Source organism: Sphingomonas sp. BL-S-25, from assembly GCF_055521555.1.
Window position 1 is genome coordinate 4,450,617 of sequence record NZ_CM145486.1, and the last position, 22,188, is coordinate 4,472,804.

Annotated in this window: 22 protein-coding genes; 7 read left to right on the forward strand and 15 right to left on the reverse strand. The window is 66.7% G+C overall.

The window, feature by feature from the left end; translation table 11 throughout:
* Position 1: 1 nt before the first annotated feature.
* Genes ACZ1H8_RS21510 through ACZ1H8_RS21520 form a run of 3 tightly spaced genes read right to left on the reverse strand, consistent with a single transcriptional unit; the run spans position 2 to position 4,065 of the window.
* Positions 2-838: a 4-(cytidine 5'-diphospho)-2-C-methyl-D-erythritol kinase gene (locus tag ACZ1H8_RS21510; protein WP_465179282.1), complete on the reverse strand. Its 837-nt coding sequence runs from the start codon at positions 836-838 to the stop codon at positions 2-4.
* A complete protein-coding gene (locus ACZ1H8_RS21515; RefSeq protein ID WP_465179283.1) occupies positions 825-2,408 on the reverse strand; it encodes a tetratricopeptide repeat protein in 1,584 nt (527 codons plus the stop codon). The genes ACZ1H8_RS21510 and ACZ1H8_RS21515 overlap by 14 nt, the downstream gene beginning before the upstream one ends.
* Positions 2,409-2,412: 4 nt before the next feature.
* The gene (locus tag ACZ1H8_RS21520) at positions 2,413-4,065 is read right to left on the reverse strand and encodes an electron transfer flavoprotein-ubiquinone oxidoreductase (protein ID WP_465179284.1); all 1,653 of its coding nucleotides are present in this window, start codon (positions 4,063-4,065) and stop codon (positions 2,413-2,415) included.
* 129 nt (positions 4,066-4,194) lie between these two features.
* On the opposite strand from ACZ1H8_RS21520, the gene ACZ1H8_RS21525 reads away from it, so the two are divergent.
* The 3 genes from ACZ1H8_RS21525 to moaB are packed head-to-tail and all read left to right on the forward strand — an operon-like array spanning position 4,195 to position 7,284.
* The gene (locus ACZ1H8_RS21525; RefSeq protein WP_465179285.1) at positions 4,195-4,917 is read left to right on the forward strand and encodes a uracil-DNA glycosylase family protein; all 723 of its coding nucleotides are present in this window, start codon (positions 4,195-4,197) and stop codon (positions 4,915-4,917) included.
* Positions 4,914-6,767, forward strand: coding sequence for a lytic transglycosylase domain-containing protein (locus ACZ1H8_RS21530; RefSeq protein WP_465179286.1), 1,854 nt, complete (start codon positions 4,914-4,916; stop codon positions 6,765-6,767). Before ACZ1H8_RS21525 ends, ACZ1H8_RS21530 begins: the two co-directional genes overlap by 4 nt.
* Positions 6,757-7,284 (forward strand): molybdenum cofactor biosynthesis protein B, encoded by a 528-nt coding sequence (moaB, locus tag ACZ1H8_RS21535; RefSeq protein ID WP_465179287.1) that lies wholly within the window; start codon positions 6,757-6,759, stop codon positions 7,282-7,284. The genes ACZ1H8_RS21530 and moaB overlap by 11 nt, the downstream gene beginning before the upstream one ends.
* A gap of 19 nt (positions 7,285-7,303) precedes the next feature.
* On the opposite strand, the gene ACZ1H8_RS21540 is transcribed toward moaB, so the two are convergent.
* Both ACZ1H8_RS21540 and ACZ1H8_RS21545 read right to left on the reverse strand, forming a co-directional pair.
* Positions 7,304-7,846 carry a YbjN domain-containing protein gene (locus ACZ1H8_RS21540; RefSeq protein ID WP_465179288.1) on the reverse strand — a complete coding sequence of 181 codons (543 nt, stop codon included), beginning with the start codon at positions 7,844-7,846 and terminating at the stop codon, positions 7,304-7,306.
* Positions 7,847-7,928: 82 nt separating this feature from the next.
* Positions 7,929-8,219, reverse strand: a complete 291-nt coding sequence (locus ACZ1H8_RS21545; RefSeq protein WP_465179290.1) for a hypothetical protein — start codon at positions 8,217-8,219, stop codon at positions 7,929-7,931.
* 152 nt (positions 8,220-8,371) lie between these two features.
* On the opposite strand from ACZ1H8_RS21545, the gene tnpA reads away from it, so the two are divergent.
* The 3 genes from tnpA (at position 8,372) to tnpC (ending at position 10,865) form a co-directional block, all read left to right on the forward strand.
* A complete protein-coding gene (gene tnpA / locus ACZ1H8_RS21550; RefSeq protein WP_465179291.1) occupies positions 8,372-8,818 on the forward strand; it encodes an IS66-like element accessory protein TnpA in 447 nt (148 codons plus the stop codon).
* Complete coding sequence (tnpB, locus tag ACZ1H8_RS21555) at positions 8,815-9,168, forward strand: IS66 family insertion sequence element accessory protein TnpB (RefSeq protein ID WP_465179292.1); 354 nt, start codon at positions 8,815-8,817, stop codon at positions 9,166-9,168. Before tnpA ends, tnpB begins: the two co-directional genes overlap by 4 nt.
* Before the next feature lie 65 nt (positions 9,169-9,233).
* Complete coding sequence (gene tnpC, locus ACZ1H8_RS21560; RefSeq protein WP_465179293.1) at positions 9,234-10,865, forward strand: IS66 family transposase; 1,632 nt, start codon at positions 9,234-9,236, stop codon at positions 10,863-10,865.
* Here tnpC and ACZ1H8_RS21565 read toward each other — a convergent pair.
* The 3 genes from ACZ1H8_RS21565 to ACZ1H8_RS21575 all read right to left on the reverse strand — a co-directional run bounded on the left by ACZ1H8_RS21565 (position 10,862) and on the right by ACZ1H8_RS21575 (position 11,995).
* Positions 10,862-11,251, reverse strand: a complete 390-nt coding sequence (locus ACZ1H8_RS21565; RefSeq protein ID WP_465179295.1) for a hypothetical protein — start codon at positions 11,249-11,251, stop codon at positions 10,862-10,864. The two genes, tnpC and ACZ1H8_RS21565, sit on opposite strands and share 4 nt — an antisense overlap.
* A 20-nt stretch (positions 11,252-11,271) precedes the next feature.
* Complete coding sequence (locus ACZ1H8_RS21570) at positions 11,272-11,541, reverse strand: hypothetical protein (RefSeq protein WP_465179296.1); 270 nt, start codon at positions 11,539-11,541, stop codon at positions 11,272-11,274.
* A 103-nt stretch (positions 11,542-11,644) separates the two neighbouring features.
* Complete coding sequence (locus ACZ1H8_RS21575) at positions 11,645-11,995, reverse strand: VOC family protein (RefSeq protein WP_465179297.1); 351 nt, start codon at positions 11,993-11,995, stop codon at positions 11,645-11,647.
* Between the two features lie 56 nt (positions 11,996-12,051).
* Between ACZ1H8_RS21575 and ACZ1H8_RS21580 the strand changes: the two genes are divergently transcribed.
* A complete protein-coding gene (locus tag ACZ1H8_RS21580) occupies positions 12,052-13,122 on the forward strand; it encodes a PA0069 family radical SAM protein (protein ID WP_465179298.1) in 1,071 nt (356 codons plus the stop codon).
* On the opposite strand, the gene ACZ1H8_RS21585 is transcribed toward ACZ1H8_RS21580, so the two are convergent.
* From ACZ1H8_RS21585 to ACZ1H8_RS21615, 7 genes are all read right to left on the reverse strand, one after another.
* Positions 13,119-15,257, reverse strand: a complete 2,139-nt coding sequence (locus ACZ1H8_RS21585; RefSeq protein WP_465179299.1) for a GDSL-type esterase/lipase family protein — start codon at positions 15,255-15,257, stop codon at positions 13,119-13,121. The two genes, ACZ1H8_RS21580 and ACZ1H8_RS21585, sit on opposite strands and share 4 nt — an antisense overlap.
* 49 nt (positions 15,258-15,306) lie before the next feature.
* Positions 15,307-17,259 (reverse strand): AAA family ATPase, encoded by a 1,953-nt coding sequence (locus tag ACZ1H8_RS21590; RefSeq protein WP_465179300.1) that lies wholly within the window; start codon positions 17,257-17,259, stop codon positions 15,307-15,309.
* A gap of 250 nt (positions 17,260-17,509) precedes the next feature.
* Positions 17,510-18,574, reverse strand: coding sequence for a pyrimidine utilization protein A (gene rutA, locus ACZ1H8_RS21595; RefSeq protein WP_465179301.1), 1,065 nt, complete (start codon positions 18,572-18,574; stop codon positions 17,510-17,512).
* Between the two features lie 11 nt (positions 18,575-18,585).
* Entirely contained in the window at positions 18,586-19,371 is a 786-nt protein-coding gene (gene rutD, locus ACZ1H8_RS21600; protein ID WP_465179302.1) for a pyrimidine utilization protein D, read from the reverse strand.
* A complete protein-coding gene (gene rutC / locus ACZ1H8_RS21605) occupies positions 19,371-19,751 on the reverse strand; it encodes a pyrimidine utilization protein C (RefSeq protein WP_465179303.1) in 381 nt (126 codons plus the stop codon). The genes rutD and rutC overlap by 1 nt, the downstream gene beginning before the upstream one ends.
* Before the next feature lie 35 nt (positions 19,752-19,786).
* On the reverse strand, positions 19,787-20,503 hold the full coding sequence (rutB, locus tag ACZ1H8_RS21610) for a pyrimidine utilization protein B (RefSeq protein ID WP_465179304.1): 717 nt from the start codon (positions 20,501-20,503) through the stop codon (positions 19,787-19,789).
* Positions 20,504-20,535: 32 nt separating this feature from the next.
* Positions 20,536-22,131 carry a long-chain fatty acid--CoA ligase gene (locus ACZ1H8_RS21615; protein WP_465179305.1) on the reverse strand — a complete coding sequence of 532 codons (1,596 nt, stop codon included), beginning with the start codon at positions 22,129-22,131 and terminating at the stop codon, positions 20,536-20,538.
* Positions 22,132-22,188 lie beyond the last annotated feature (57 nt).

The following is a 22,188-nucleotide window of genomic DNA, read 5'->3' on the forward strand; positions in this document are numbered from 1 at the left end:
CTCAGACCAGAGCCGTCTCGGCCAGCCACCAGCCCGGCCGCGCGACCGCCAGCGCCGCGTTGTGCCGCGCCTCGACGCTGTCGAACAGGGCGAAGCAGGTCGCGCCCGATCCGGACATGCGGGCCAGGATCACGCCCGGCTGCTCGCCCAGTGCCGCCAGCACCGCATTGATTGCCGGCGCGATCGCTCGCGCCGGGGGCTCCAGGTCGTTGCGCCCGGATCTCGCGCGGTCCAGGAGGCCGCCGGCACCGATCGGCCCGCGATCGACGCCGTCCCAGCGTTGGAACACCTCGGCGGTCGATACGCCGACACCCGGATTGACCATCAGCACGGGCTGGCCCGCCAGCCCTTCGATCGGATCGAGCCGCTCGCCGCGCCCGGTGCCGATCGCGGTGGTGCCGAACAGACAGGCGGGCACGTCCGATCCCAGCGCATCGGCGATCGGATAGAGGTCGTCGATCGCCACGCCCTGCAACCGCGCCAGCGCGCGCAGCGTCGCGGCGGCATCGGCCGATCCGCCGCCGATCCCCGAGGCCACCGGCAGGTGCTTTTCGAGCTCGATCGCCCAGGGGCCGCCGCCGAACCGCTCGGCAAAGCGGGCAGCGGCGCGCGTGACCAGATTGTCGCCCTCGCCCTGCAGCGCGCCAGCGAAGGGTCCGGTTATTGTAAACCCATTGCCCGGCCGAACGCGCACGACATCGCCCAGTTCGACGAAGGCGAACAGCGTCTCCAGCTCATGATAGCCGTCGGGCCGTCGCGCGCGGACGTGCAGCGCCAGGTTGAGCTTGGCACGGGCGGGTTCGGCAATCGGGTCGAAGCTCGAATCAGTTGAGGGCACGCGGTCCATTCTCGATCTTGGCGGCGATGCGGCCGGCCGTCTTGCCATCGGCATAGATCGACGCGGCATTCCACGCATAGCGCGCATCGACCCGGCGCCCCAATTGCCAGTAAACATCGCCCAGATGCTCGTTGACCAGGCTGCCGCCCGGATCGGCACGCGCCGCCTTTTCGAGCAGCGGCAGCGCGCGCGTGATGTCACCATCACTGAAATAAGCCCAACCCAGCGAATCGATGATGGTCGCATCGTCGGGCTTCAGCCGGTTGGCGCGCTCGAGGATCGACTGCGCCTCGGCCAAATCCCCTCCGCGGCGCACCATCACCGTCCCAAGCATGCTGAGCGGCTGAGCCTCGCGCGGGCCAAGCTCGATCGCCTTGCGCAGCGCGGCCTCAGCGCCCGGCCAGTCGCCCGCCGCGTCCAGCGCGACGCCGCGGCGATAGTGAAGGCTCCAGCTCTCGGCGCCCCCGCGATCGACCGCGGCGCCATAGGCAGTCGCGGCGGCGGCATGCTGCCCCTCATCCGCGAGCAGATCGCCATAGGTGGCGGCATCCTGCCAGCCGGCATCGCGCCGCTCAGCCTGGATCTTCGCCAGCCCGAGCGCCTCGCCCTCGCGTCCCGCACGATCCAGGACCGAGATGCGACTGACGATCGCGCCCTGGGCAAAGGGGCTGTCGCGGCGAACCTCGCCCAGCACGCTCAGCGCGAGATCGGTCATGCCGAGCTTGGACAGCGCCTCGGCCAGGTAGAGCCGCAGACGGTCGTCGCCCGGTTCGAGCAGCAGGCCCGAGCGGGTCAGCAGCACCGACACTTCGGGGGGCGCCTGTTCGCCCGCCAGATCGGCGGCAATGCTCAGGAACAGCCAGGCCGAGCCGAGTCCAGCCCCCGGCTTGGTCGTGCCCCGGCCCAGCCGGTCGCGCAGCGCCCTGGCCTGCGCCCCGTCGCCGACGAGCAGGTCGCGCGCATCGCCGCGCTTGCCGGACAGCCCGAGCAGGAAGGCGGCATCGATCCGCAGGTCGTCGCTGCGCGGCGCTGCGATCAGCGGACGCAGCACGGCCAGCCCCTCTTCGACCTGGCCGCGATACAGCAGCAACAGCCCGCGATGCTCGGTGGCATAGCGCTTGCCCAGCACCCCCGATGCGGTGTCGAGAATGGCGAAAGGATCGCCGCCGCGATCCTGCGCGACCCAGGCGCGCAGCACCGGGGCCATGAAATTGAGCGGACCGCCCGCCAGCCGGTCCAGCGCGGCGTCGACCCCGGCGCGGTCGCCCGCCTTCAGCGCGAGCGAATAGCGCAGGATCGACGAATCGAGAGGCGCGGCATTGGCGCGGGCCATTGCCGCCTGGGCACGCTCCGCCAGCGAATAGTCGCCCGCGGCCAGCGCCTGGCGATAGGCGAGCAGCGCGATGTCCGCATCATTGGGCGAGGCGGTCAGCGCCGCCGCGAATCCGCGCGCGGCGGTCACCGCATCGCCGCGCTCGGCGGCGGCGCGTGCGCGGACATAGACGGCGGGATCGACGCTCTGGGCAAGCGCCGGCGCGGCGGCCAGCAGTGCCGCGATCCCGATGCCCATACGCTTACATGTTCGGATAATTTGGGCCTCCGCCGCCTTCCGGAACCACCCAGTTGATGTTCTGGCTGGGATCCTTGATGTCGCACGTCTTGCAGTGCACGCAGTTCTGCGCGTTGATCTGGAACCGGGCCTCATCGCCCTCGCCGATCACTTCATACACGCCTGCCGGACAGTAACGCTGAGCGGGCTCGGCATACAATGGCAGATTGACCCGGATCGGAACGTCCGGGTCCTTCAGCGTCAGGTGGACCGGCTGGTCCTCCTCGTGATTGGTGCCCGACAGGAACACCGACGACAGCCGGTCGAAGGTCAGCACACCATCTGGCTTGGGATAGGCGATCGGCTTCGAATTGGCGGCCAGATGCATATATTTGTAATCGGGCTTGTGCTTCATCGTGAACGGCCAGCGCAGGCCGAGCAACTCGCTCCACATCGACACACCGGCAAACACCGTACCCCAGGTCGCACCGAACTTCTTCACCAGCGGCACGACGTTGCGGACGCCGCGCAGCTCCGAATACATCCAGCTGCTCTCATAGCCGCGCGTATAGGCGTCGAGCTCGTCGGCGCTGCGCCCCTCCTGCACCGCGGCAAAGGCAGCCTCCGCGGCCAGCATGCCACTCTTGATCGCCATATGCGTGCCCTTGATCCGCGGCACGTTGAGGAAGCCCGCCGAATCGCCGAGCAGTGCGCCGCCGGGGAAGACCAGCTTCGGAACCGCCTGCCAGCCGCCGTCGCTGATCGCGCGGGCGCCATAGGAGACGCGCTTGGCCCCCTTCAGCACCGCGGCGATCTCGGGATGCGTCTTCCAGCGCTGCATTTCCTGGAACGGCGAGAGATAGGGATTGGCGTAATCGAGCCACACGACGAAGCCGAGCGCGACCTGACCATCCGCCTGATGATAGAGGAAGCCGCCGCCCTGGGTGTCGTCGTCGAGCGGCCAGCCCTGGGTGTGGATCACCCGGCCGGGCACGTGATTGGCCGGATCGATGTCCCACAATTCCTTGATGCCGATGCCATACACCTGCGGCTGGGAATCGCGCGCCAGCTCGAACTGACGGATCAGCTGCTTGCTCAGATGGCCGCGCACGCCCTCGCCGAAGAAGGTATATTTGGCATGGAGTTCCAGACCCGGCTGATAGTCGGGCTTGTGCGTGCCGTCCTTGGCGACGCCCATGTCGCCGGTGGCGACGCCCTTTACCGATCCGTCCTCGTTGAACAAGATCTCGGCCGCGGCGAAGCCGGGGAAGATCTCGACGCCCAGTTCCTCGGCCTTGCCCGCCAGCCAGCGGCACAGATTGCCGAGGCTGCCGGTATAAGTGCCCTTGTTATGGAGATAGGGCGGGGTCAGGAATTCGGGCATCGCCGACTTGCCGGTCGCGCTCAGCGTCCAGTGATGGTTCTCGGTCACCGGCGTGCTCGCCAGCGGGCAGCCATCCTCGCGCCAGTCGGGCAGAAGCTCGTCCAGCGCGCGCGGATCGATCACCGCACCCGACAGGATATGCGCACCGACTTCGGATCCCTTTTCCAGGATGCAGACCGACAACTCGCTGCCCGCCTCGACCGCCATCTGCTTCAGCCGGATCGCCGCCGAAAGCCCGGCGGGCCCGGCACCGACGATCACCACGTCATAGGGCATCGACTCGCGTTCGGTCATCACAATCTCCTCAACCCATCGGCGCGTCCTGCGCCGCGCCGCCTGTCGTCGCGCAGGCGCCACGTCTTGTCCTCTTGCCGATGAAGCCTAATTGACCGTGCCGTCAAGGCAGGAGCCTATGCGGATTCTATGGGGGTGGAACTGACTCACGATTGGCGCGGCAGCATCGCAAGCGCATTGGACTGGTGGTCCGACGCCGGCGTCGACATGCTGGCGGACGACGACGCGCGCGACTGGCTGGCGCTGCCGCCGGCGCCGCCGGTCCCGGAATCGCGTGCCGCCGTAGCGGAACCGGTCGTCGAGACGCTGCCCGATACGCTCGAGGACTTCGTCGCCTGGCGGATGGGCGACACCGCGCCCGAGGCGGGATGGATGACCCCGCGCATCGCGCCGGTCGCCCCCGAGACAATCTCGCTGATGATTTTGACCGACCTGCCCGAACCCGAGGATCAGGATAGCCTGATGGGCGGCCCGCCGGGCCGGTTGCTCGACCGGATGCTGGCCGCGATCGGCGAATCGCGCGAGTCGGTCTATCTCGCCTCGCTCGCCTGGGCCCGTCCGCTCAGCGGGCGCATCCGCCCGGATCATGAGGCCCGGCTGATCGAGCTTGCCCGGCACCACGTCTCGCTCGCGCAACCTAAACGCCTGTTATTGCTCGGCCAATCGCCAGGGCGTGTACTGGACGGGACGAATGGCGATGAGACGACGGAACCTAAAGGGGACGTTCAACGTCTTCCGGCGAGTATAGCGGCGGTGGCAAGCTTTCATCCTCGCTTCCTGCTGGAACGGCCTGCGGCCAAGGCGGAAGCGTGGAGGCACTTACTGCTGTTAAGTCGGGGGACTGGCCAGTGAACCTTCGTATCGTCATGGCGGCAACGCTGGCCGTTGCACCGGTGCATGCCCATGCCGAGGATCTCGGCATTCCCGCTATCCTCGCATCGGAAGATGCGGCGGCGGTTGCGGTTCCCGATGCGGCACCTGCGCACGGCGCAGCGAGCGCCGCCTCCGCCGAGGCCGATCTGCGCGACGGCATTCCCGATCAGCTCGATTCCGAACAGCGCCGCCAGTATCGCGCGATCTTCGCCGCGATCCGTGCCGAGCGCTGGGCCGATGCGATGGCGCAGCTCGACGCGATGCCAGCCGGCCCGCTTCACGCCATCGCCCGCGCGAAGATCTTCACCGCCAAGACATCACCCAAGGCAGAATTGTCGCCGCTGATGGCGCTGCTGTCCGCCGCACCCGACCTGCCCCAGGCTGCGCAGATCAGCCGCATGGCGAGCACGCGCGGCGCGACTGCCCTCCCCCAGCTTCCCGCAGTCCAGCGGCTGATCTGGTTCGACGCGGCGCCGGTGCGCAAGCGCACCCGCTCGGTCCGGTCCGACAGCGCCGCCACCGAAGTCGCGCTGGCGATGCAGCCCTTCATCAAGGCCGATGACGGCGTGTCGGCCGAGGCGCTGGTCGAGCGGTTCAGCCCGGACCTGACGGACGAGTCGCGCACCGAATGGCTGCAGAAGACTGCCTGGATCTATTATGTCGCCGGTGACGACGCCAATGCGCGCCGCGTCGCCGAAAAGGCCGAGCGCGGATCGGGCGCCTGGGCCGCCCCGGCCAGCTGGATCAGCGGGTTGGCGGCATGGCGTCAAAAGGATTGCGCAGGCGCGGGCCGCGCATTCGAGACGGTGGCGCAGCGCGCCGACGATGTCGAACTGCGCTCGGCGGGGCTTTATTGGGCGTCGCGTGCCGACATGGCGTGCGGCCGGCCCGACCGGGTCGCGGGGCATCTGAACGGTGCCGCGCAATATGGCGAGACCTTCTACGGGTTGCTCGCGCGCCAGTCGCTGGGGATCGATGACAAGCCTTTCTCCGGCAACCGCGCGATCGCGGCCGACTGGCGCCGGCTGGAAGGCCGTCCGAATGTGCGCACGGCGGCGGCGCTGATCGAGATCGGCGAGACCGACATGGCCGACGAGGTGCTGCGCCATCAGGCGAAGCTGGGCGATGCCCAGGATCACGCCGCGCTCACTCGGCTGGCGGGTCGCATGAACCTGCCCCAGACCCAGCTGTGGCTGTCGCATAACGGCCCGGCCGGTGCCCGGCCGCTGATCGAGGCGCGCTATCCCGCGCCCAACTGGGCGCCCGCGGGCGGCTGGCGGGTCGATCGCAACCTGGTCTACGCCCATACGCTTCAGGAATCGCGGTTCAACGCCAGCGTTCGCAGCGCCGCGGGGGCGATGGGCCTGATGCAGGTCCGAACCGGCGCCGCGATCGATGTCGGCCGCCGCCGCGGCGTCACCTATGCCGCGTCCGACCTGACCAAGCCGTCGGTGAACATGGAGATCGGCCAATCCTATCTCGAGCAGCTGCGCGATTCGTCGATGACCGGCGGCCTGCTGCCCAAGGTCATTGCCGCCTATAATGCCGGGCCGAACCCGGTTCAGGCCTGGAATGCGGGCATGCGCGATAATGGCGACCCGCTGCTCTATATCGAGAGCATCCCCTATTGGGAGACGCGCGGCTACGTCATGATCGTGTTGCGCAACTACTGGATGTACGAGTTGCAGGAAGGCCGCGGCTCGACGAGCCGCGGCGCACTGGTCGAGGGCATGTGGCCGCGCTTCCCCGGCCTGCCCGGCGCACCCGCCATCCGCATGCCGGGACGGCAGCAGGCGTCACGCATCGCCACGGGTCCCAATGCCAATTGACGAGACGCGGGTCTTTCAGCCGGTTCGCATAGCTGTCCTGACCGTTTCCGACACCCGCACCGCAGCCGACGACCGGTCGGGCGACACGCTGGTCGCGCGGCTGGAATCGGCAGGCCATGTGCTGGCCGATCGCGCGATCGTCGCCGACGACACCGATCTGATCGTCGCCCGCCTCGACGACTGGATCGACGATCCGCAGATCGACTGCATCCTGACGACCGGCGGCACCGGCGTGACCGGCCGCGACGTGACGCCCGAGGCGCTCGCCCGGGTGTGGGACAAGGAGATTCCCGGCTTTGGCGAGCTGTTCCGCTGGCTCAGCTACCAGACGATCGGCACCTCGACGATCCAGTCGCGCGCGACCGCCGGCGTCGCGCGCGGTACCTATATCTTCGCGCTGCCCGGCTCGACCGGCGCGGTGAAAGACGGCTGGGATGGGATTCTCCGCGACCAGCTCGACAGTCGCCACGGCCCCTGCAACTTCGTCGAGCTGATGCCGCGCCTCACCGAGCGTTGAGCGGTGATCGCTTGCCCTGCTATTTGCGCGGCTTGGGCGGCACCGGCGGCGGCGGTACGACCGGCGTCGGCAGCGTTTCCTTGAAATAGGTCGCCAGGTCACCCAGCATCGACTTCCACCAGTCGAGCACATCGGCGAAATTGCGCTGGTTCACACCGCCGATCGTCGCCAGATCATAAGCGGCGACGAAGCGGCCATCCTTGATCGATGCCTGGAGGAAGCGCTTCTTCTTGTTCCAGCCATTGGCCAGTTCGAGGGTGTTGTCATCCTCTTCCTTGAACAACACCTCGAACCGCAGCGAGTCGCAGTTCTTGCCCTTCTCGCACCCGTAGAAATAGACGTCGAAATGATAGGCGGCCTCATCGCTTTCGATCATCGGATCGCCGCTGTCATCCTTGGTCATCTTGGGCTCGAAGCCCGCCTTCTCCATCGCCTGCATGACGGTGGCCGGATTGCTGGCGCAAACCAGCCCGGCACCGCAAGGATCGCGGTCCTGAGCCTGCGCCGCCCCCGCCAGGATAAGGCAGCTGGCACCCAGCAAGAATGCAGTGAAAATGCGCATCGAATTCCCCCCAATGACCCGGTGATCCTATCATTGCGCAGGCGTTCGGCAATCGCTCAATCCGGACGTCACACCCCCGCTATCAGCCGGCCTGTTGCCGGATCAGCGCATAGACCGACCGTACATTATCGATCGCCAGAAATTGCGGCACGGGATCCATCGCCGGCGACCACGCCCCGAACCTGTCCCCCAACATGAAAAATCTGTCCTGGGCGAACCGGATCGACCCACTGCCGTCCGACCGCTCCTTCAATTCCACGGCGGGCAGATGGCGGATATCCAGCGACTGAAGCGATGCGCCACCACGTTTCAGGATGACGATCCGCTGATCAGTCACTAGGTATCGCATCCTGCCGCGCAGCCACGCGTCCACCACGAAGCGCCCCGCGATGACGTAAATTCCGATCACCAGAAATGGCAGCCCGAACGTAAGCGTCCGGTCTCCGACGAGTTGTGCCTTCTGCCCTCTTTGGCGAGGGAGAGCTAATTGGGGTCTCCTTCTGGACTCCATAAGGAGATCAGGAGATGGGCCGCATCGAGGTCATCACCCGCACGGAGCGCCGCCGTAAATATTCTCCCGCCGAGCGGGATGCCATAATGCGGGAGGCTGATGCGCCGGATGTTACGGTGCGCGAGGTGGCGAAGCGGCACGATATAGCCGAGAGCCTGATCTATAGCTGGCGGACAGCACGGCGGCAGGCGGAGAAGATCGCCAGCGAGCCGCTGGCCTTCATTTCATATGGAACCGTTCCAGAGGGTGCCATCACCACTGTTCCTGTTGCACAGCCGCCGGTACGTCCTGATCCTGTTCCGATGATGCCGGTGATGGAAGAGTTGACCCGCCCGCATCCTGGCGCACGCCCCGGCGAGATCGGTATCGACCTGCCCAGCGGTGTGCGCCTGTCGGTGGACAGCTATGTGAACGAGAAGGCGCTGGCCCGCGTGCTGCGGACCTTGCGGGATATTTCATGATCTCATTGGCGCCGGGTACGAAGGTCTATCTTGCGAGCAAGCCGGTCAGCATGCGCCTGGGTTTCGACGGTTTGGCGGCGCTGGTGCGGCCGCTGTTTTCGGTCGAGCCCTATTGCGGTCATGTCTTCCTGTTCCGCAGCAAGAGCGGTGCCTATCTCAAGGCCCTGCACTGGGATGGCTCGGGCATATGCCTGTTCGCCAAGCGCCTGGAACGGCATCGCTTCGTTTGGCCGCCGCTGGTGGAGGGCGGCGTCGTGCTGACACCGGCACAGTTTGCGCTGCTGATCGAGGCGATGGACTGGCGGCGCACCATCGCCCCGGAAGCGCCCCGATTGCCGGTGCAGATGTAGGCATAAAGTGGCGTAAAACCGGGCATTTTCCTTGGTCTGTTCAGGCCATTTTGCTATGGGGAACCGTGTCCGCCGACGAGATTAACCTCCCTGCCGATCCCGATGCATTGCGCGCGCTTTTCGCCGATATGCAGGCGCGTATTGCTGCCTCGGAACAGGCGCTGGAAGCCGAGCGGACGGCCCATGAGGCCACCCGCAACGCCGTCAATCTGACCGCGCTCCAGATCGAGAAGCTCAAGGTCCAGCTATCACGGCTGCGCCGGATGAAGTTCGGTCAGTCGTCCGAGCGGATCACCGAGATGGCGGATCAGCTGGAGTTGACGCTGGAGGATCTCGAAGCCGAACATGCCCATGCAGCATGTGGCTTCGGTGAACCGGCACCAACGGAAGAGCGCGCACCAACAGCTCGCAAGCCCAAGCGCCTGCCATTGCCTGAGCATTTACCGCGAGACGAGACGGTGCACGCTGCGCCCGATGCCGATGGCTGCTCCGCCTGCGGCAGCGCCATGGGCAAGTTGGGCGAGGATGTGACTGAGGTGCTGGAGTATGTGCCGGGCCGTTTCCGCGTCGTGCGCCATGTCCGGCCCAAGCTGGCCTGCGGTCGCTGCGACGCGATCAGCCAAGCCCCGGTTCCATCCTTGCCGATCCCGCGTGGGCGGGCCGGTCCCAACCTGCTGGCTCATGTCGTCGTGTCGAAGTTCGCCGACCATCTGCCGCTCTATCGGCAGTCACGCATCTATGCCCGTGAAGGCGTCGATCTCAGCCGTTCGACGTTGGCAGACTGGATGGGGCAGGTAAGCTGGCTGTTGCAGCCGCTGGTCGATCGCATCGCCGATCATGTCATGGCCAGCCCCAAGCTCCATGCCGACGATACGCCCGTGCCGGTTCTGGCGCCGGGCACCGGCAAGACGACGACGGGGCGATTATGGGTGTATCTGCGCGACAACCGACGATGGCGGCCGAGCGACAGACCGGCGGCGCTGTTTCGCTACAGCCCGGATCGCAAGGGAGAGCGTCCGCGCGAGCATCTCAAGACATTCGCGGGATTCCTGCAAGCCGATGCCTATGCCGGGTTCGAACGGCTCTATGCGCCCGAACGTCAGCCGGGGCTGATAACGCCTGTCGCCTGTTGGGCGCATGCGCGGCGCAAGCTGCACGATGTCTACAAAGCCGACCCGCATTCCGTCGCCGCCGAAGGGCTGAAGCTCATCCGCGAGCTTTACGATGTCGAGCGCGGCATCGCCTGCGACCCTGCCGATGACCGGCGCAAGGCGCGCAAACTGTCGAAGTTGAGGGCGCTGGATTTCTTCGCATGGGCTGACAGCGTGCTGGCAAAGATTTCCGCACGATCACCGCTGGCCGAAGCCCTGCGCTATGCCGTGAAGCTCAAGCCCCAACTGCTCGCCTATACCGAGGACGGGCGGCTTGAGATCGACAACAACCTTGCAGAGAACGCCCTGCGCGGCATCGCCGTGGGCCGGAAGAACTGGCTCTTTGCCGGTGCCGACTGTGGCGGGGAACGCGCCGCCGCCATCTATTCCCTGCTGGAGACAGCCGGGCTCAACGATGTGAACCCGCAGGCTTGGCTGGCCGATGTGCTCGACCGGATCGGTAAAGGCCACCCCATCAACCGGATTGATGAACTGCTCCCGTGGAACTGGTCCGCATCGTCAGACTCCATGTCGGACATAGGCTAGGTGTTGGTTCGCAACCTTGGATCATTCGGGTCAAAATCTTCAACAAAGCCTTGCCAAACGGCATCCGCCCAGAGCGCGTCATTCAACTCCTCTACGGTGGTGTAGAACACCGCGTGTGGATACTCCGCGTCACCGGGGCCTTGCCCCCATGTCAGGTGCACAATCGCAAAACTTCCATCTGCGCAGACAGTTAGAATGTCATCGTTGGTATCAGCTCGGCCAATGACTTTGCAGCCCTTGCCCCACAATGGATGTCGCTCCGACATTTCCTTCGCGAGTTGCCGCGGCAAGCCTTCCAGTTCCGTCGCATATTGAAGCGGGCGCCAGGGAGGAAGATATGTAACATCGGACTGGGTCATTATCGTCACAAAGAAGCGCTCGCCCACCGCGTTGTCAACGACTGCAATCAGGCGTGTCTGAGCAACGGAATGCTGCCGACGGTCCGGGCCGGACGCTTACGCCCGAACAGGACAAAGGGGAGCTTATCGCCAGGAGCAGTCCAGGCCATCCAGTTCCATGCTATCGCGAAGCAGCCCCAGAACAGGCTGAACGGGATCAGGAACAACTCTATCGGCCGCAGCAGCAGGCCCGTCGCCGGTCTGCCCTCCCACAAGACGCGTTCGCCGCGCATCAGATGCCGACGACCGACGGCGAAGGCGGACCGGGCGCGGTTCATGCGATTTCCGAACGCGGATGATATGCAGCACGCATCGAACGCATCCGGCTCCCCCCACTGGATTTCGAAATCCTAGCAGCCGGTTCCGCCTTGGCAATCGCGTTCAGCCCTCCGCCGGATCGCTCAGAAACACCCCCAGTTCGTGCCCGGCCGGGTCGCGGAAATGGAAGCGACGGCCGCCGGGATAGGCGAAGATCGGCGCCGTAACCGTGCCGCCGGCCGCGACCACCTTCTCGAGCGCTCCCTCTAGGTCCGACGTCACCTCGACGATCGGCAGCATCGCCGCCGCGGGATGATCCTCGTCCCCGCTCAGCCCGATGTCGGTGTCGCCGGTCGTCGTGGCAGAATAGCCCGGCCCGAAATCGGTGAAGCCCCAGCCAAAGGCATCGGCATAAAAGTCGCGAACGCTCGCGACATTCTTCACCGACAGTTCGAGATAGCTCAGGCGCGGCATGATCGTTCCCCTTGAATGTTCTTGATACGTTCTAATTGTGCGCCTAGGTTCTGGCAATGGCAAAGACACGTCCAGTCCGCGGTGCCACGCTCAACCAGGAGAGCCGCCGCTTCAACCTGCCCGAGCGGGAGGCGGATGGCGACTGGCTGGACGATCGCGAGACGGTGGACGAAGGCGAGCCGGTGCTGCGCACCACCGTGACGGTCGAGCATCCGCGCACGATCATCACCCGCAACCAGTCGCCCGACATCGGTTTCGATCGCTCGGTCAATCCGTATCGCGGGTGCGAGCATGGCTGCATCTATTGCTTCGCGCGGCCCAGCCATGCCTATCACGACCTCTCCCCCGGGCTGGATTTCGAGACCCGGCTGTTCGCGAAACCCGACGCGCCCGCGCTGCTGCGCTCCGAACTCGGCAAACGCGGCTATGTCTGCCAGCCGATCGCGTTCGGGACCAACACCGATCCCTATCAGCCGATCGAGAAGGACTGGCGGATCACCCGCGGCTGTATCGAGGTGCTGGCCGAGACCGGCCATCCGCTGACGATCACCACCAAGTCGGACCGGGTGACGCGCGACCTCGACCTGCTGGCGCCGATGGCGGCGCGCGGGCTGGCGGCGGTGATGATCTCGGTTACCTCGCTCAATCCCAAGGTGTCGATGACGGTCGAGCCGCGCGCGCCGCATCCCGAGAAGCGGCTGGCCGCGGTCAAGCGGCTGACCGAGGCGGGCATCCCGACCTATGTCTCGCTGTCGCCGGTGATCCCGGCGATCACCGATCACGAGATGGAGCATCTGATGGAGCGCGCCGCCGAGGCAGGTGCGCGGGCCACCTTCTTCCTCCCGGTGCGGCTGCCGCACGAGGTTTCGCCGCTGTTCCGCGGCTGGCTCGACACGCATTTTCCCGATCGCGCGGGCAAGGTCATGTCGATCATCCAGTCGATCCGCGGCGGGCGCGACAACGACCCCAATTTCCACACGCGCTTTCGCGGCCAGGGCGCCTGGGCCGAATTGCTGCGCACCCGTTTCCACATCGCCGCCAAGCGCTTCGGCCTGGACGGCGAACGCATCCGGCTGCGCACCGACCTGTTCCGCCCGCCCGCGGGGCCGCAGGGCGAGCTGTTCTAGCGGCAGAAACCGTCCATTGCCGGCGGCCGATAGGCGGCGGGAACCGGCAGGCCGCGCGCGCGCATCGCCCCTTCCAGCCCCTGGGGCGGGGGCGGCAGCGCCGGGTTCACCTCGGCGGCATAATAGGGATCGCGGCCCGCCTCGGCCAGCGTGCCGAAGCGGAAGCCGTGCTTGCGGAACAGCGTCATCAGCTGCGGCATCATGTGCGCGTCGAACCCGCCCATGTGCATCAGCAGGACATAGGGAATGTCGCGGCCATAGAGCGACTTCGACATCGCGCGGCTGCGCTGGATTGCGGACTCGGCGCCGGCGATCCACGCCTTTTCCATCGTCTCGATCGCTGCCCGATCGCCCTTGGCGACGCAGCGGGCATAGACCTCGTTATATTGCCAGTCGCCGAAATCCATCGTGACCGTCGCGACCTTGTAGCCGTGCCGCGCCAGCATCGCCCGGATCCGCGCGCGCCGGGCGGGATCGTCGACCGCTTCCGACAGGAACGGGTAGCGGAACCAGTGCCAGTCGCCCCTGCCCGACCAGGATTTCAGCACCGGCTCGTTCTTCGTCAGTTCCTGCTCGAACTGGGCATCGCTGATCTGGGCGAGGTTGGCGTGGCTCCAGCCATGATTGCCGAGCGGATATCCCGCCTTGCGCCACACTTCATAGACCGACGCACTCTGCGCATCCTCGCGCCCGCCATTGACGAAGCCATAGGCCTCGCCGACGCCCGCCGCGCGCAGCGCCGAGGTGATGCCGATCGCGGCGTCGAGCTGGGTCTTGCCCGGCGGCATCGCCGAATGGTGCGGCACATCGTCGAAGGTCAGCGCCACCATCGGCGCAGGCCGGGCGGCGGGCCTGATCGTCGCGGCGTGCGGCCCCTTCTTCCAGCGCGCGCGCGGCGTCAGCAGCTCGAGCGGCACCGCCTCGGCCATCGCCTTGTACCCGGCCATCGACGGATGCAGCCCATCGCCAGAATCCAGATCGCCGCGCAGGTGCGTCGGCCGCGCCGGATCGCGCGTCACCGCATCGAAATCGATGACCGCATCGAAATTGCCCGGCGACCGGATCCATGCATTGACCGCCTGACGATCCGCCTCGTTCGCCGCGTCGGGATGATAATAGGCGGAGCCACCATAGGGCATTATCGTCCCGCCGATCGCGACGATGCCGCGCGTGCGTGCCCGCGCGACGATCTGGCGCAGCGCGCCGATCATGTCGCGCACCAGCGCCGCATGCTGCTCGGCGGTCGCGGGCGCCTCCCGCGTCAGCGTGCCGAGGTCGTTGACGCCCTCCAGCACGATCAGGTGCGTCACCCCCGGCGGCGTCAGCACCTCGCGGTCGAATCGCGCCAGCGCATTGGGCCCCAGCCCGTCGTTGAGCAGCCGGTTGCCGCCGATCCCGGCATTGAGCACCGCCATCTGCTCCAGCCCCGTGCGGCCGCGCAGCCGCAGCTGCAGCGCGTCGGTCCAGCGCAGATGGGTGTTCGCCTTCACGCCGTAGCCGTCGGTGATCGAATCGCCGAGCACGACCACCGCCGATGCGCGTTCATTATCGACCTCGATCCCGCCCAGCTGATACCAGCGCTCGACCGGCTTCGCGCCCGCCAGCTCGGCATCGCCGACATGCTCGCCCTTTGCGAGCCACGAGGTCGCCCGGGCGCCCGGATGCCCCGTCTGCCGCGCCGGCGCCTGGGGCAGGTGAAAGCTGATCGCGAGATCGGCGCCCGGCTCGACCCGCAGCGCGACCGGATCCGACCAGTAATCCGCCCCCGCCGGGATCACCACGTCGCGCGCGCCGCCGAAGCTGAGCGGCCTCAGGCTGGCCGGATCGATCCGCGAGGTCGCGATGTCGGCCGAACGCGCCACGCTGGCCGCATCGATCCGCAGCGGCGCGGTGCCATGCGCGTTGGAGAAGCGGATCCGCATCCGCTCGCCGCCGATCTGGACCCGCACCAGCTGGCGCAAAGTCGCGTCGGTCATCTCGTCGGGCGAGAGCGCGTTGTTGCCCTCGGGCACCATCTGGGAGGAAGACCAGGCCGCGGCCCAGCGTTCCTGCGGCGCGGCGGCGGCGACCAGCATCGCCGCCATCAGCGCGAGCATCACCCGCATCCTGCCCATCGCACCTCTCCCCTCGCTCATGATCGCGCGTGATAGCGGTACCATAAGCGAGGGGATGGCGATGACAAGCTCAGAAGCCGAGCCTGCCCGACGCGCCCGGCTTCGCCGCGACCTCGGCGCGCAGCCGCTCGACGATCGCCGCCGCGCACGGCGCCTCGACGAAGCGCAGCTGCCGCCGCACGACCGCGAAATCGCCTGGAGTCAGCCCGGCGATCTCGGACAGCTCGATCGGTGCCGCGACACCGAAGAACCGCTCGAACGCCATTGCCGAGCGCATCGGCCCCAGCGGCTGCAGGTCCAGCTTGAACACGAAGCGCCGCAGCGCCGCGGGATCGAGCCGTCCGGCGAAGTTGCTCGCCGCGACGAACGGCAGCGGGTGTCGGTCGAGCCAGGTCAGCATCTCGTTCACCTGACTCACCTCCCAGCTGCGCGACGCCGTTGAACGATCGTACAACAGCGAATCCGCCTCGTCGAAGAAGAGCACGGCCTCGTCGCGCAACGCCTCCTCGAACGCCGCGGCGATGTTCGCCTCGGTCGCGCCGACCCATTTGGACAGCAGGTCGGAAGCGCGCTTGACGATCAGCGGCCGGTCGAGCGCCACCGCCAGATGCCCGGCAAGCGCGGTCTTACCGGTCCCCGGCGGCCCGGTGAGCAGCAGCGAGACGTCGCACGGCGCACCCGGCGCGGTGATGCGATCGAACAAGGGCGCCAGTGGCAGGTCGCCCTCGAACAGATCGAGATCGACCGTCGACAGCCCCTCCGGCACGCGCGCACCGCCGCGCAGCGCGCGCGACAGCGATCCGGCAAAGGCGGCGGTGTCGCCACCCTCCCCCGCCAGCTTGCCCGCCCGCGCCGCGACGCGCAGCACGGTCGCCGCCTCGGGCGCCGCCGCCACCAGTCCAGCGACCGCGGCGTCGAGCACCACGCCCTCGTCCTGCTCGATGCGCGACAGCATTCGCTGGCCCGCCTTGCGGCTGGGCAGCCCCAGTTCGAAGACATAGCTCATCCGCCGCAGGATCGCCGGATCGACATTGCCGATCGCGTTCGTCGTCCAGATCACCGGGACCGCATTGGTCTCCAGCATCCGGTTGATGAACAGCTTCGACCCCTCGCGTCGGCTGAACCAGTCTCCGCCCGGGACGCGCTGCGTATCGCCGATCAGGTCCTCCATCTCGTCGGACAGCAACACCGTGTCGCCCCGGCCCGCCACCACGCGGTGGGCAAGCTGAAGCGCGGCGACCCGATCCCAGCGGCTGGGCTCCTCGCCATCCTCGTCCGCCTCGCCGACGCTGAACAGCTCCGCACCCGCCGCCTGGCCCAGCGTGCGCGCCAGTTCGGTCTTGCCCGTCCCCGGCGGTCCGTGGATCAGGATGTTGACCCCCGGCGCACGCGACGCCAGCGCCCCGGCCAGCAGCCGGCGCAACAGCCCGATCCGGTCCTCGTGCCCGACAAAGTCCGACGGCTCGAGCCGCGCCTGCTGGCGCAGCCCGACGACGATCTCCATCAGCGCCTCCTCGCTGTCGTCCGGCCGGTCGAGCAACCGGTCGAGCGTCCAGGCGATGTCGATCTCGACCTGGCCGGCGCGGTTGGCGATCAACCGGATCAGCCCCAGCCGGAAGATCGGACTGCGGCGCAGCGCATGCAGCTCGGTGCCGGCCACCTCGGCCAGCAGCGACGGCACGTCGACGCCATTGTCGCGCAGCAGCTGCACCAGCCGCGTCGTCCGCGGACAGCGATCCGCCGCAACGCACAGCGTCAGCAACAGCTCTGCATCCGCCGCCAGCCCCAGGACGCGGGCAAGCGCCGCCGCCTGCCGCAACGGCAATTCGGCGGCGTCGCTCGCCCGGTCATGCTGCTCGACCGCGCGGATCAGCGCACGAAAGCCGGGCTTTTCCCTGCTTCCGGTCAGCCAACCGAAATACGGCTCTGCCCAGGCGAGGATCGCCTTGGCCAGCGCCGACTTGCCCGCGACATCGCGGGTTGCGCGGAGCAGCACGCTCCGCACGATCGTAAATTCGTTCATGATAACCCGATCCCTGCCCGGCCTCGCGACCGGGACATCAGTTCTTCTGTCTGGGAAATGCGCGGGAGGCCCTCAACCACCCGCCGCGCCTGGGTAGTGGCGCGTTATGGGAGGGTGCGGGCGCTTCCCGGGACAAGCCCGAAGATGTAGCGGCAATCCGACACGTCATGTCTCCGATCGTCCCGCGACAATGGGTCCGGGATCGGCGGGCGAAGTAGCGAAATCATTTCAGGTGCGCAAGGGGCGTCGTTCAATTGCCTCGCCGGCTCTTCATCAGCGGCTGAATACGCGTCCCGAATGCCTCCACTCCTTCCAGGAAGTCATCGAAGGTCAGCAACACGCCGCCGGTATTCGGCACCTCGGCCATTTCATCCAGCATCGCCGCAACCTTGGCGTAGCTGCCGACCAGCGTGCCCATATTGATGTTCACTGCACCTTCGGGTGCGGCAAGCTGACGGACATTGGTCGTGGCATTATGCTTGTCTGCCGCGCCCTGGTTGGCCAGCCAGGCGATCGCATCGAGATCAACCCCGTCATTATAGGATTTCCACTTCGCCTCGGCCTCTTCGTCGGTCTCGGCGGCGATGATCATGATCAGCACGAAGACCGATACGTCGCGCCCAGTCTTTGCAGTGGCGAGGGCAAGGCGTTCGTTGTTCGACGCGAAGGCGGTCGGCGTGTTCACGCCCTTGCCCAGGCAGAAGGCGTAGTCCGCCCATTGCGCAGAAAATGCGAGACCTTCGTCCGACGACCCGGCGCAGATGATCTTCATGTCGCCCTGAGGCTGGGGACGGACGAGGCAATCGTCCATCTGGTAATAGTCGCCCTTGAAGTCGCTGCGCCCCGTCTCCCACAGTTCGCGCAGGATGCGGGCATATTCGTCGAGCATCTGGTAGCGGTTGCGGAAATGCTCATCCCCCGGCCACAGCCCCATCTGGCTATATTCGGGACGCTGCCAGCCGGTGATCAGGTTCAGCCCGAACCGGCCATGGCTGATCGAATCGATCGTGTTGCACATCCGCGCGGCAAAGGCCGGCGGGATGACGAGCGTCGGGCAGGTCGCATAGATCTTGATCCGCTCGGTCACCGCGGCCAGCCCGGCCATCAGCGTGAAACTCTCCAGCCCATATTCCCAGAATTCGGTCTTCCCGCCAAAGCCGCGCAGCTTGATCATCGACAGCAGGAAATCGAGCCCATGCTTCTCGGCGCTGAGCGCGATCTCCTTGTTCAGGTCGAAGCTCGGCTTGTACTGCGGCGCATTCGCGCTGATCAGCCAGCCATTATTGTTGATGGGGACGAAGACACCGACCTGCATGCGATGATCCTTTATTCGGCGTCGAGCCAGTCGAGCAGCCATATGTTGAAGTGATCGGGGCGGGTCACGTTGACCGCATGGCCCCCGCTGGTCATCCGCGCGAGCCGCGCACCGGGGATCTGCTCCGCCATCCGCTCCGTACATGAAGCGGGAACCAGCATGTCGTCGCTGGTCGCGATCAGCAGCACCGGGACGGCAATCTCGGGCAGCCTGCGGGCGATGTCGAACCGCCGCGCGGCGGCGATCCGCCGCTGGACCATCTCCGCGCCGGGGAAATGGGCAAGGTGCAGTTCTTCCTCCGCCTGAAGCTGGTCGTGGTGATCGGAGATCCACTGCGCGGGAAACAGGAAGATCGGCTGGCCATGAACAAAGGCGCGCGGACTTTCGCGCAACAGCACCAGCCGCGTGTCGAAACAGCGGGCGGTGTGCGGATCCAGCTTGGCCCAGCCATTGATCACCACCACCCGGCTCAGCCGCCCGGGATGCTTCAGCGCAAGCGCCAGCCCGATCATCCCGCCGATCGCATGCCCGATCAGCGTGGCCTGAGCGATGCCCAGCGCATTCATCAGCCCGACCAGATCCTCGGCCATCGCCTCCAGCGTCAGGTCGCCGGCCACGATCCGATCGGATCGGCCGGTGCCGCGATGGTCATAGACGATGACCCGATGCCCAACCGCCAGTGCCGCAAGATTGGGCGTCCAATAGCCCGCCGATCCGCCCAGCCCCGACGACAGGATCAGCACTTCGCCACCCGCCGGCCCGTGCGCCTCGTAGTAAATGCCCCCCGCGACGGGCATCAGAGGTGGGCGACGCTGGCGATTTCCACCAGGCACTCCGGCTTCACCAGATCGCATCGGATGCAGTAGCGGGCCGGCTTGGCCCCCGGGAAATACTCGGCATAGACCGCGTTGAACGCGGCATAGTCGGCCAGATCCTTCAGGAAGATATGGTTCATCGCGACATCCGCCATCGTCGCGCCAGCCGCCTCCAGCGTCGTCTTGATCACCTCCAGCACGTGCCGGGTCTGGGCTGCGGCATCGCCGACATGCAGCACCACCCCGCCCTCGCCCAGCGCCAGTACGCCCGAGACATAAACGGTGTTGCCTGCCTTCGCTCCGGCGGAATAGGGCGCGATCGGTGTCGGGAATTGCGGCGGGTTGATCGGTTCGAAGGGCATCGTCCTGGTCCTTTCCGTGTCCGCCGCGCCTGGGATCAGTCGGGCAATTGTCCGAAGCTGCCGCAAAACTCGGCAGTGCTGCTTACCCACCCAAAGAATTTCTCGATATTATAGACGCTTGCCGCCTGTATTTCGGGCGGCCCGAGATGATGCGTCGCATCCTCCAGCATCACCCCGAAATATTCGAGGTGGAAGCCATCGCGCAGCGTGCTCTCGACACAGACATTGGTCGCGATGCCGACGAAGACGATCGTGCGGATGCCGCGTGCGCGCAGCACGCTGTCGAGCTGCGAGTTGAAGAAGGCGGAATAGCGCGTCTTGTGCAGCGTGATGTCGCCCGGCTGCGGCGCCAGCGCACCGACCAGCGCATAGTCCCAGCTGCCGCGCGCCAGCAATGTGCCCGCCAGCTCGGGCCGGGCGCGCATCGTCTTCAGCGCGTTCGACTTGTGCCAGTTGGGCGAGCCCGGGCCGCCCGCCTCGACATAGTCGGGGTCCCAGCCATTCTGGAGATAGACGATCTGGATCCCCGCCTTGCGCGCTGTCTCCAGCACCGTCGCGATCCGCCCGATCGTCCCGGCAGCGCCCGAAATGTCGAACCCAGCCTGGTCGACATAGCCGCCGGGCGAGGCATAGGCATTCTGCATGTCGATCACAACGACCGCGGTCTCGGACGGCAGCACCCGCACCGCCTCCGGCCGAGCGCCGAGGATCACGCCCCCGTCGCCCGCCGATCCGATGGTCACTGTCTCCATTCAGGGCAGACTGACCCGCCCGAGGGGAACGGTCAAGCCGCGGCCAGCTGGAAGTCCTTGTACTTCTCGCGGATCGCGGTCTTCATCAGCTTGCCGGTCGCGGTGTGCGGCAGCTCGTCGACGAAATGAACCTCGTCGGGCAGCCACCATTTTGCGACATGCTTGGCCAGATGCGCCTGGATCTCTTCGGGCGTGACCTCGCTGCCCGGCTTGCGCACCACCAGCAGGATCGGCCGCTCGTCCCAGCGAGGGTGAAACACGCCGATCGCCGCCGCCTCGGCCACGCCGGCGCAGCCGACCGCGGCGTTCTCCAGCTCGACAGAGCTGATCCATTCGCCGCCCGACTTGATCACGTCCTTGGCGCGGTCGGTGATCTGCATCACGCCGTCGGGATGGATCACCGCGACGTCGCCGGTGTCGAACCAGTTGTCGGCATCGACACAGGGGCCGTTCTCGTCCCGGAAATACTGCTTGATGATCCAGGGACCGCGCACCTGCAGCCGGCCCGAGCTGACGCCGTCGCGCGGCTGAAGCTCGCCGGCATCATTCACCACGCGCAGCTCGACGCCGAACGGCACCCGGCCCTGGCGGCTGACGACGTCGACCTTCTGGTCGAAGCTCAGATCGTCCCAGTCATAGCTGGGCGCGCCCATCGTCCCGATCGGCGAGGTCTCCGTCATGCCCCAGGCATGGTTCACGCGGATGCCCATCTTCATCAGCCGCTCGATCATCGCGCGCGGCGCGGCCGACCCGCCGATGGTGACGATCTGGAGATGCTCGGGCGCGGCGCCGGTCGCGTCCATATATTGGAACATGCCGAACCAGACCGTCGGCACCCCGGCGGAATGCGTCACCTTCTCGCGGTTCATCAGGTCGCACAGGACCTGCGGCTCGTTCACTGCCGAGAAGACGAACTTGGCGCCCACCGCCGCGGCGGCGAAAGGCAGTCCCCAGCCGACGGCATGGAACATCGGGACGACCGGCAGAATCACCGACTGGGTCGACAGGTCGAACTCGGCCGGCTGCAGCTCGGTGATCGCGTGGATGACGGTCGATCGGTGTGTATAGACCACGCCCTTCGGATTGCCCGTCGTCCCGCTGGTATAGCAGATCATGCAGGGTTCGCGCTCGTCCCCCTCATGCCAGGCATAGTTGCCATCCTCCTGCGCCAGCAGCGCCTCGAAACTGTCGGGGCCGTCGCCGTCGAAGCACAAATAATGCCGGATGGTCGGCCAGTGCGGCTTCATCTTCTCGACCAGCGGGGCAAAGGCGCGGTCGTAGAGCAGCACCCGGTCCTCGGCATGATTGGCGATAAAGGCCAGCTGATCCTCGAACAGCCGCGGGTTGATCGTGTGGATCAGCCCGCCCATGCCGATCGTCCCATACCAGGCGACCAGATGCCGGCCATGGTTCATCGCCAGCGTGGCGACGCGGTCGCCGGGCTTCAGCCCCAGCCGCTCCAGCGCCTGTGCCAGCCTGCGCGCGTCATGCGCCACGCCCGTCCAGCTGCTCCGCGTCTCGCTGCCATCGGCCCAGCGGCTGACGATCTCGCGGCTGCCATGCTCGCGCGCCGCATGGTCCAGCAGGCGCATCACGCGCAGTTCGAAATCCTGCATTCCACCCAGCATCGCATCTCTCCGCTCTTATGGCTTTCGCCGGCAAGCTAACCCGCGAGTTGCGCGCGT

Coding starts and splice junctions, on each gene's coding strand:
- ACZ1H8_RS21515 (WP_465179283.1), bottom strand. CDS start 2,408: ATGGGCATCGGGATCGCGGCACTGCTGGCCGCCGCGCCGGCGCTTGCC.
- ACZ1H8_RS21520 (WP_465179284.1), bottom strand. CDS start 4,065: ATGACCGAACGCGAGTCGATGCCCTATGACGTGGTGATCGTCGGTGCC.
- ACZ1H8_RS21525 (WP_465179285.1), top strand. CDS start 4,195: ATGGGGGTGGAACTGACTCACGATTGGCGCGGCAGCATCGCAAGCGCA.
- moaB (WP_465179287.1), top strand. CDS start 6,757: ATGCCAATTGACGAGACGCGGGTCTTTCAGCCGGTTCGCATAGCTGTC.
- ACZ1H8_RS21540 (WP_465179288.1), bottom strand. CDS start 7,846: ATGCGCATTTTCACTGCATTCTTGCTGGGTGCCAGCTGCCTTATCCTG.
- tnpA (WP_465179291.1), top strand. CDS start 8,372: ATGGGCCGCATCGAGGTCATCACCCGCACGGAGCGCCGCCGTAAATAT.
- tnpB (WP_465179292.1), top strand. CDS start 8,815: ATGATCTCATTGGCGCCGGGTACGAAGGTCTATCTTGCGAGCAAGCCG.
- ACZ1H8_RS21570 (WP_465179296.1), bottom strand. CDS start 11,541: ATGAACCGCGCCCGGTCCGCCTTCGCCGTCGGTCGTCGGCATCTGATG.
- ACZ1H8_RS21575 (WP_465179297.1), bottom strand. CDS start 11,995: ATGCCGCGCCTGAGCTATCTCGAACTGTCGGTGAAGAATGTCGCGAGC.
- ACZ1H8_RS21580 (WP_465179298.1), top strand. CDS start 12,052: ATGGCAAAGACACGTCCAGTCCGCGGTGCCACGCTCAACCAGGAGAGC.
- ACZ1H8_RS21585 (WP_465179299.1), bottom strand. CDS start 15,257: ATGAGCGAGGGGAGAGGTGCGATGGGCAGGATGCGGGTGATGCTCGCG.
- ACZ1H8_RS21590 (WP_465179300.1), bottom strand. CDS start 17,259: ATGAACGAATTTACGATCGTGCGGAGCGTGCTGCTCCGCGCAACCCGC.
- rutA (WP_465179301.1), bottom strand. CDS start 18,574: ATGCAGGTCGGTGTCTTCGTCCCCATCAACAATAATGGCTGGCTGATC.
- rutD (WP_465179302.1), bottom strand. CDS start 19,371: ATGCCCGTCGCGGGGGGCATTTACTACGAGGCGCACGGGCCGGCGGGT.
- rutC (WP_465179303.1), bottom strand. CDS start 19,751: ATGCCCTTCGAACCGATCAACCCGCCGCAATTCCCGACACCGATCGCG.
- rutB (WP_465179304.1), bottom strand. CDS start 20,503: ATGGAGACAGTGACCATCGGATCGGCGGGCGACGGGGGCGTGATCCTC.
- ACZ1H8_RS21615 (WP_465179305.1), bottom strand. CDS start 22,131: ATGCTGGGTGGAATGCAGGATTTCGAACTGCGCGTGATGCGCCTGCTG.